This is a genomic window from Kamptonema sp. UHCC 0994 (assembly GCF_029167235.1).
Taxonomy (GTDB): domain Bacteria; phylum Cyanobacteriota; class Cyanobacteriia; order Cyanobacteriales; family Microcoleaceae; genus Kamptonema.
On the sequence record NZ_JARFTR010000091.1, the window covers coordinates 1 to 9,665 of the forward strand.

7 protein-coding genes are annotated in these 9,665 nt (G+C 44.4%); 5 read left to right on the forward strand and 2 right to left on the reverse strand.

Annotation, left to right across the window (positions count from 1 at the left end; all coding sequences use genetic code 11):
- Positions 1–177 precede the first annotated feature (177 nt).
- A complete protein-coding gene (locus tag PY364_RS09235) occupies positions 178–576 on the reverse strand; it encodes an HNH endonuclease signature motif containing protein (protein ID WP_275522001.1) in 399 nt (132 codons plus the stop codon).
- A 3-nt stretch (positions 577–579) separates the two neighbouring features.
- The gene (locus tag PY364_RS09240) at positions 580–1,149 is read right to left on the reverse strand and encodes a hypothetical protein (RefSeq protein ID WP_275522003.1); all 570 of its coding nucleotides are present in this window, start codon (positions 1,147–1,149) and stop codon (positions 580–582) included.
- Between the two features lie 565 nt (positions 1,150–1,714).
- Here PY364_RS09240 and PY364_RS09245 point away from each other — a divergent pair.
- The 5 genes from PY364_RS09245 (at position 1,715) to PY364_RS09265 (ending at position 9,443) form a co-directional block, all read left to right on the forward strand.
- Positions 1,715–1,954: a DUF1778 domain-containing protein gene (locus PY364_RS09245; RefSeq protein ID WP_275522005.1), complete on the forward strand. Its 240-nt coding sequence runs from the start codon at positions 1,715–1,717 to the stop codon at positions 1,952–1,954.
- 118 nt (positions 1,955–2,072) lie between these two features.
- Entirely contained in the window at positions 2,073–4,148 is a 2,076-nt protein-coding gene (locus tag PY364_RS09250) for a class I SAM-dependent DNA methyltransferase (RefSeq protein WP_275522006.1), read from the forward strand.
- Positions 4,145–5,479, forward strand: a complete 1,335-nt coding sequence (locus tag PY364_RS09255; RefSeq protein ID WP_275522007.1) for a restriction endonuclease subunit S — start codon at positions 4,145–4,147, stop codon at positions 5,477–5,479. The genes PY364_RS09250 and PY364_RS09255 overlap by 4 nt, the downstream gene beginning before the upstream one ends.
- Positions 5,476–6,468, forward strand: coding sequence for a hypothetical protein (locus PY364_RS09260; RefSeq protein ID WP_275522008.1), 993 nt, complete (start codon positions 5,476–5,478; stop codon positions 6,466–6,468). The genes PY364_RS09255 and PY364_RS09260 overlap by 4 nt, the downstream gene beginning before the upstream one ends.
- Positions 6,465–9,443: a type I restriction endonuclease gene (locus PY364_RS09265; RefSeq protein WP_275522009.1), complete on the forward strand. Its 2,979-nt coding sequence runs from the start codon at positions 6,465–6,467 to the stop codon at positions 9,441–9,443. The genes PY364_RS09260 and PY364_RS09265 overlap by 4 nt, the downstream gene beginning before the upstream one ends.
- Positions 9,444–9,665 lie beyond the last annotated feature (222 nt).

Here is a 9,665-nt window from a genome sequence, read left to right on the forward strand (position 1 = left end):
GCGCTGTTGAGATTTGGGAGGACTCAAGAAGCATAAAAAAGTTTGATGTCCAAAGAAATCGGGGCTTTTGATCTATTTTACCCATTTTTCTCGCCAATGATCGATAACAATACTTACCTCTCTTTGGGGGAAAGCTACCTCAACCTTTTGGGGCTCCCACGTAAAATCAGCTTGACCCTATGAACTTGAGGATGCGCGCCTGCGTTCTGCCAGCCGCTCTTCACTGTTAAACTGGAGCAAGTTGGCAGTCGTGCGCCCTTCTGGAGTGAGCCCGACAATCCTGGCATCTTCTAAAGCAAAGTGGAAAGACCACTGCTGTGTCCGGGGATTGAACAGAAAGCTGAAAGCCCCTGTTTGGGGGTCGAAGGAACCGAGGTCTGTCCCCTTGTATCGGTTGCACCGCCAGCAGGCAAAGGCGAGATTGTCGGCATCCGTCGTTCCCCTGTGCTTGACGGCAACTATATGGTCAACTTCGTGGGGAAAGAAACTTAGGTCTGCTGGCTGTAGGCAATACTCGCAGCAGTGAGAAGCGCGTTCTTCAACGTATCGACGCAGGCCGATAGAAATGTAGGTCACGAGTTAAGATTGGCGGGTGAGGTAAGGCAGGTTGCCCATTTTGAGCATAATCATTAAGTGTTCAATCCGCTCATATTCATTGAGTTCGGCTTGTTCTGCGGGGGTGAGTTCCCCAAATTTGCTATGTGCTACCAATGTCCGCAGCCGCTCTTGCATCTCAGCCGTGGGGCGGAAAGCGGCGATTTCTTCTGTTGTCGGCCCGCTGGCGAGAAAGTTTAAAATGTAGCGGTAGGTGCCCGCAGGCAGCACTGGTTGCTCAACGCACTGGCGCAAGAGTTCTGGCAGGCTTGAACCGAGAAGTGCCAGTTGTTCTGAGAGTTCGTCGGGGACTTCAATGGTGATGGTTGCCACTGGTAAAATCCTCAAATGCAGGATATATCCGTTATTGTAGGGTTTCTTTGGGAATGGTGAGCTGTTTTTGGTTCTGAACTCAAAGGCGATCGCACCATCCACTTCATCCATTCGGCTGTTAATTTCTCTACCAGTATAAATATATCTCTGAACATTGCTATTGCTACTGCCCATTCCTGCTTTTTGTGCAAGCTTTCTATCTGCATAAGTTTGAGTTCTCATGCGGTTTTTGTTGCTAACATCACTTCAAATTCAGCTAATAATTAAGCTGAGGCGAGTACAAGTTTACTCGCACATTCTCAGAAAAAACAGCGAAAAACAGCAAAAAACTCACGAAAACTCAGCCCCAAAAAGTTAATTTTGAGGTTTTTTCCTGTCCCGGTACACTTAAGATTTATTTAACAATTTAACAGCAAACTCTGCACTCCCAAATTCAGCGATTGTAGCAGAGGATCAAAAGTGGTAGCATTTATAGCAAGAGTTGCAGTTCAGTTTGTTTGGCTTTATTGAAGGCAGTGCTACCGCACTTTAGTACAAAAAAGCGAAGTGTCTCAATTTCTTCGTTTGAGTTTTCTTAAATTTCCGATACTGATGTAATTGATTGGGGCATAGGAACTGAGCGTGCCATCGCAATTCACCGGAGGTAAAATAAAGCCAGACTCGGGGCCGAAAAGCGGCAAAATTGACGTTAGAGATGGGCCACCCATTGATGGTACGGCTAATTGCCGCATAGACTAGAGTTAAGCATCAAATTCACAAGTTCAGCTTTAACAGCGAACCTAACGCCATGACCACCCCATCCACCACAAAAACGATGGCACGGCTAGAAGCCCGCATCAGCCCCGAAATCAAATTTTTGTTGCAAAAAGCGGCAGACTTGGAAGGGCTCACCCTGACTGATTTTGCGATCGCCAGCTTGCAAAAGGCAGCAATTGCCACAATCCAAAAACACCAAACCCTCAAACTCAGCCTAGATGTACAGGGGTGGGGAGGGGTTTCTCAAAAACGACCGTTTCTGATAAGCTGAGGTCAAGATGCTGTTGGACCGATATTTTGCAGATTAAGAGCTTCTATGTCAAACACTATCTATCAATAGAGATTTCAACCAAAAGGCTTAAATTCCCCTTTTCTAAATCAGATTTTTAATGGCAAAAACAGAAAACGTGAGACAACTTGCTGGATTTATCTGGAGTGTCGCTGATCTTCTACGTGGTGATTATAAGCAAGCGGACTATGGCAAAGTCATACTGCCGTTTACAGTGCTACGTCGGCTAGACTGCGTTCTAGAGCCAACTAAGTCTATAGTGATGGACTTTTACGAAAACAAAGTAAAGTTCATGAATTTGAAGAATCCAGAACCAGTACTCAATCAGAAAGCTGGCGTACCGTTTCACAACATCAGCCAGTTCACGTTTCAGAAGCTGAAAGAAGACTCTGATAATGTCGCGGCAAATCTCAAAAACTTTATCAATGGCTTCTCTGCTGCAGGACGAGAAATTATTGAATACTTCAACTTCAATGACCATATTAACCGTCTGGATGAGGCAAACCTATTATTTCTAATTGTTAAGCAATTTGCCGAGATTGATCTTCATCCCAATGCCGTTTCCAATGTGGAGATGGGTTATGTGTTTGAGGAGTTGATCCGCAAGTTTTCAGAATTGTCGAATGAAACAGCGGGGGAACACTTTACGCCGCGTGAAGTTATCCGGTTGATGGTGAACCTGTTGTTCATAAATGATAGGGAAATTCTGACTCAACCGGGAATTGTAAAAACCATCTACGACCCAGCGTGTGGAACAGGTGGGATGCTTTCAGTAGCAGAAGAGTATCTCACAGAGGAATTACATTCAGATGCCAAGCTAGTAGTTTTCGGACAAGAGATTAATCCAGAATCCTATGCTATTTGCAAATCGGATATGCTGATTAAAGGGCAGAATGTCAGCAATATCAAGTTTGGTAATACTTTTACCAATGATGGTTTTGAGGGCATGACATTTGACTATATGTTGTCCAACCCACCGTTCGGGGTGGAGTGGAAGAAAGTACAGACTCACGTTAAAGCCGAGCATGAGAAAAAAGGACTTAACGGTCGCTTTGGAGCCGGATTACCCCGAATTTCAGATGGTTCTTTCCTGTTCCTGCAACACATGATTTCAAAAATGAAGTGGGACAATGGCGGTTCTCGAATTGCTATTGTGTTTAACGGATCGCCACTATTTTCAGGAAGTGCTGGAAGTGGCGAAAGTGAAATCCGCAAATGGATCATAGAAAAAGACTGGCTAGAAGCGATCGTGGCATTGCCTGACCAACTGTTCTATAACACCGGGATTTACACCTATATCTGGATTGTCAGCAATGCCAAGACACTGGAACGTAAGGGCAAAATCCAACTGGTCAACGGCATCCACTATTACCGCAAGATGAGCCGTAGTCTGGGTAATAAGCGCAATGTGATCGGAGATGGAGTTGAGGTGACACCCGATCAGATTGCTGAAATCACACGTATCTATGGCGACTTTGAACAGAATGCTACCCGCACTCTAGAGGTAGATGGCAAACAAGGGAAGGTCGTTGTTAGTAAAATCTTTGATAACGAGGACTTTGGTTACTGGCGGATTACAGTAGAACGTCCGTTGCGGCTAAATTTTCAGGCAAGTGAAGAACGGTTGGCTCGACTCGAGACAGAATCGGCGTTTGTAAACCTGGCACAGTCGAAAAAGCGCGGTGGGGCGGCGCTAAAGGAGATTGAAGTAGGCAAGGTGTTACAAGAGTCAATCAGAACGGCATTGCGAAGTTTAGGAACTAGCCTTTACACAAACCGAGATGAGTTTGAAAAAGTCTTAAATAAGGCACTGAAAACGGCTGATGGAAAAATTGCAGCCCCAATGAAAAAAGCTATTCTCAATGCTTTAGCAGAACGGGATGAGACGGCGGATATTTGTACTGACAAGGATGGCAACCCGGAACCTGATTCAGACTTGCGGGACTATGAAAATGTGCCGCTAAAGGATGACATTCATGAGTACATGAAGCGGGAGGTGTTACCCCATGTATCGGATGCTTGGGTGGATGACAGTAAGACCAAAATAGGCTATGCGATTCCGTTTACACGGCATTTTTATGAGTATGTGACGCCACGTCCGTTAGCGGAGATTGAGCAAGAAATAAAAAGCTTGGAGGATGAAATTCGGGGAATGCTTGAGGAGATAACGCTATGAATTCGTCCTTTAACTATTCTGGGGTGCATTGGTTAGGCGAAGTGCCAAGTAATTGGAGTGTAATTGCGCTTAAAAGATATGCTTCTTACATTTCCAGAGGTAGAAGTCCTGATTATACAGATGACAAGGAAAAAGGTATACCCATTATTAATCAGGCTTGTATCTACTGGGATGGTTTAAGGCTGGGGAACATTAAGTTACAAAATCCTGATGTGGTTAATGGATATGGAGGAAAACTTTATCCTGGAGACTTACTAATTAACTCAACTGGTACTGGGACATTAGGGCGTATGGGTGTTTTTAACCTTGATGACGAATATTTAGCAGATAGCCACGTAACAATCGTTAGACCTACTAAGGAAATATATACTCAATATCTTTACTATCTTCTGCAAACTAATGTTTACCAGGGTTACATCTATTCGGTTCTTGCTTCAGGAGCAACTAATCAGATTGAACTATCGAGAGAGGGATTGAGTAATATACCAATAATTGTTCCTCCTCGTGAGCAGCAAGAATTGATCGCCGCCTTCCTAGATCGCAAAACCGCAGCCATAGACACCCTCATCGCCAAAAAACAACGCCTTATCCAGCTCCTCGAAGAAAAACGCACTGCCCTGCTCAACCAGGCAGTCACCAAAGGGTTGAACCCAAACGTCCCGATGAAAGACTCCGGCATCCCCTGGATGGGCGAGATTCCAGAGCATTGGAGTGTTAAACGCCTCAAATTTGTTTGTAAGCTGGAAACTGGTCATACTCCTAGTAAATCTGAGCCTACTTATTGGATTCCAGAGGAATGCAATATACCTTGGGTGTCGCTTAACGACACAAAAACACTTGAAGCAAATGATTTTATTGAAGATACAAAGTTAAAAATTAGTCAGATCGGCATAGCTAATTCTTCAGCTTATCTCATCAATGCTGGAGCAGTCGTATTTAATAGAGACGGTGCGCGTGTGGGTCTTTGTGCAATCACCACGAAAACGATGGCTGTTTCTCAACATATAATTGCTTGGGTATGCCAATCGGAAGTTAATAATTATTTTATTCTTCATGTGATGTACGCAATGAAGTCGGACTTGCGCCGACTTACAGCAGGATCAACTATCCCGACTATTGGTATGGATGATGTGAAGTCAATGGCTTCTCCCATTCCTCCACTTCATGAGCAGCATGAAATTGTAAATTATCTGATTCAAAATCGAAACAAAATTGAACGGATTATTTCTCAGATAAAACAGCAAATTAAAAAACTCCAAGAATATCGGTACTCTCTAATCACCGCCGCCGTCACAGGTCAACTTGATATTGGGGAGGAGGACGCTGCATGACCCTGTGTGCAGCCTGGATACATCATACTTCCACAGACGATCAAGAGTTAGTCTTTGCGACGGATAGTTGTCTTTCCGCAGGAGAACGATGGGAAGCCGGAGTCAAACTGTTTGAATTGCCTCGAAAAGACTGTTTCATCTGCTTTGCCGGAGAAACGTCACGGGCATACCCAATGATCCTCAATCTAATTCATTCTATTGAAGCGTCTCCTACCCTGAAAAACCCCCAAACCGATTTGCTCGACGTAATGCGCCATGCTGAAGGTCTATTTACCGATCTTGCCCAAGCTATCGACCTCAGCGACCTTAGTAGTCGTGATTATGACGATGCCAGAGGTGCAGCCAAATTTATCTTTGGGGGCTGGCGCTGGCAAACAAGCGAATTTTATGTTTGGCGACTGGCGTATAATTCGACTTCTGAGCGCTTTGTCACAGAACGTTGCTTTTTAGATGATTCTGAACCTGTTTGCTTCATTGGCGATCTTGAAAGCGATGACTTAATCGTGGAGATTTACGAAGAGGTCGGGATGGCAGACATCCAGTTGAATATGCAACCGCTAAAACTGCTGATTCGCAAAATTCGTGATATTTCCCGCGCTACCTCTGGAATTAGAGGCGCACCCCAAATTGGGAAAATTTATCGCTCTGGAAATTCTAAGTTGTTTGGTGTCATGTGGCAATCTATCGAAGGCAAGCCTCACTATCAAAGCCGACCTGTTCTTGGTATCCAAAATATGGTGCATCAGTATTTTGATCCAGATACCTGTGAACTCATTAACAACTGTCCTGGTAGGAAACCCGATGTAGGTGACTTCTTAAATGAGGATGAACAGGTGTTTATCAGCCTCTGCTACAACGAGGACGACGACCTGAAGTTAGACTTAAATGAATTCCAGCGCGGCAAATTGCAAGAAATCCTTCGTCAGGTTGCGTACAAGCATTTCTTGAACACTGTGACCATGATTGAACAGCCAGAGGCGGAATCATGACAACGACTGCTCGCATTACTGAAAAAGCCTTTGAAGATGCCATTGTCAATTCTTTGACGAACGGTGGTGGCTACCAGTTGGGCAATGCTACCAACTTCAAGCGCGAACTGGCATTCGATCAAGTAATCCTCTTGCAGTTTATTAAAAATTCTCAGCCGGAAGAATGGAAACGGCTTTCCGATATTCATGGGGAAACAGTAGAGCAAAAGTTTATTGATCGGCTTTGCCAGGAGTTAACTCATCGTGGAATGCTGGATGTCCTACGTTACGGGATTACCGACCACGCAGTACGCTTTAAACTGGCATTCTTCAAACCTGCCAGCGGTCTCAACCCCGATACTCTGGCACTCTACAAACAAAACATCCTGACTGTAACTCAGCAAGTCCACTACAGCACCCGCAATGAAAATTCCATTGATCTGCTGCTGAGCATTAACGGCTTACCTGTTGCCACAGTGGAACTGAAAAACCAGTTTACTGGACAGGATGTGAAAAACGCCAAGCAGCAGTATAGTAGTGATCGAGATAACCAAGAACTACTGTTCCAATTTAAGCGCGGTGCCTTAGTGCATTTTGCAGTAGATCCAGATGAAGCCTGGATGACTACCCGCATTAATGGCGGCAACACCCGATTCCTTCCTTTCAACAAGGGCTACAACGAGGGCGCAGGCAACCCACCCAACCCAAACGGCTATAAAACTGCCTATCTTTGGGAAGATATCTGGACAAAAGACAGTTGGCTAGACATTGTGGGGCGTTTCTTGCATCTAGAGCCAGAAACTACCAAGCTCAACAGTCAACCTGCTAGGAAAGGAACTCTTATCTTCCCCCGTTTCCACCAGTTGGATGTCGTTCGTAAATTAACTGCTGATGCTAAAGAGAAAGGAGCTGGGCAAAACTATCTGATTCAGCATTCTGCCGGGAGTGGCAAGAGTAACTCAATCGCCTGGTTAGCCTACCAACTTGCCAATCTCTACAACGACCAGGATAAGCGCGTCTTTGATTCCGTCATCATCATCACTGATCGCCGTGTCCTTGACCAACAACTCCAGGACACTATCTACCAGTTCGATCATGTGCAGGGAGTCGTGCAAAAAATTGATCGCAACTCCTCGCAACTGGTAGAGGCACTGACTTCCGGCACCAACATTATCATTACCACCTTACAGAAATTTCCCTTCGTCCTGGACAAAATTGGCACATTACCCAAACGAAACTACGCTCTGATTGTGGACGAAGCTCATAGTTCTCAGGGTGGAGAAGCCTCTAAGAAAATGAAAGAAGTCCTCACAGTGACAGACTTGAGCCGTTCCGCTAAAGACGAAGGCGACAGCGATGGGAACGAAGACGAGGAGGATATGGTTCGTAAGTCGATGCTTGCCCGTGGTAAACAACCAAACTTGAGCTTCTTCGCCTTCACTGCTACTCCCAAACAAAAAACACTGGAAGTTTTTGGGCATCTCAACCTCCAGGCACAACCCAAACCCTTCCATCTCTATTCCATGCGGCAAGCAATTGAAGAAGGGTTCATTATGGACGTGCTGCAAAACTACACAACCTATAAGACTTATTTCAAACTCACAAAAGCGATTGAAGGCAATCCTCAGATTCACAAGAGGAAAGCAATCCGTGCGATCGCCCGCTTCCTGTCACTTCATCCCCACAACTTAGCTCAAAAAACCGAGATTATGGTCGAACATTTTCGTCAATGCGTCATGCATAAAATTGGCGGGAAGTCAAAAGCAATGGTCGTTACAGCCTCTCGTCCTCATGTCGTTCGGTACAAAGATGAATTTGATAAATATTTAAAAAAACAAGGATACCAAGACATTAAAGCATTAGTCGCGTTTACTGCTTTTACCGATAGAGAAACTGGAATTTCATACACAGAATCTGACATTAATGGCTTTGGCGAACGAGAACTACCGGAAAAGTTTGAAACGGTTGAGTACCAACTTCTAATCGTTGCGGATAAATACCAAACTGGCTTTGATCAACCACTACTACACACCATGTATGTGGATAAAAAACTTTCGGGAGTCAAAGCGGTACAAACTCTATCTCGTCTAAATCGTACCTGCCCTGGAAAAGAAGATACCTTTATTTTAGATTTTGCTAATGAAGAGCAAGAAATCGTTGATGCCTTCCAGCCTTACTACGAGCAAACAATACTGGCATCCACGACCGATCCAAACCGACTTTATGACTTAAAGAACAGGTTAGATGGCTATCAAATAATTGGGTCTAGTGAAGTTGATGACTTTGCTAAGGTATTTTTCGAGCCCCAAGAAAAAACAAGCCACCGAAACCATAGCCAGCTTCATGCTTTAGTTGACCCTGCGGTAGAGCGTTTTAAGGGTCTCAGTGAAGAACAGCAAGATGAGTTCAAAAATACTTTAGGCGCATTTATCCGACTCTATGCATTCCTGGCACAGATCATGCCATTTGCGGATGAAGATCTGGAGAAATTCTATGCCTTTGCTCGCCTGCTCCAAACAAAGTTACCCAAGCGGCTTCAGAGCGAAGTCTTTAAGTTAACGGATGAAGTAAGCTTAGAGTATTACCGATTGCAAAAAATCCGCGAGGGTCGGATTGTTTTGCAGAAAGATACAGAATCAGCTTTGCAACCCATCACTGAAGCTGGCATACCTAGAGAGAAAGAAACCCAGGCGAAGCTTTCGGAAATTATTGATATCCTCAATAATCGGTTCGGTACTGATTTCACCAATGCAGACAAATACTTCTTTAGTCAAATTGAAGAAGAGCTAATTCGGAATGAATCGCTGTCCCAGCAAGCCAAAAGCAACTCAATTCAAAATTTCAAATATGGCTTTGAGGACATATTCCTGACAACACTGATTGAACGAATGGAAGGCAATCAGGACATTTTTACAAAAATCATAGACGACCAAGATTTTGGCGAAGCAGTCAAGGAATGGATGTTGAGGAAGGTATATGACAGGTTGATACAATAGCCCTGCTTTTCCCTCGCTTGTGCTTCCACGAATTCATTTAGGGGTAAAGCCGGGATACGATACCGTTGGCGAAATATTACTTAACAGAACCCGAATGTGACTTAAGGGAAAAGATTGCCATTTTTTAAGGAAAAGTTTGCCGAGCGTTTAGGCTGGATTACCTAATTTCTGGTATGAGCGATCGCATAACTACACATCAGTTCTAAGCATAACCTTGCCGAA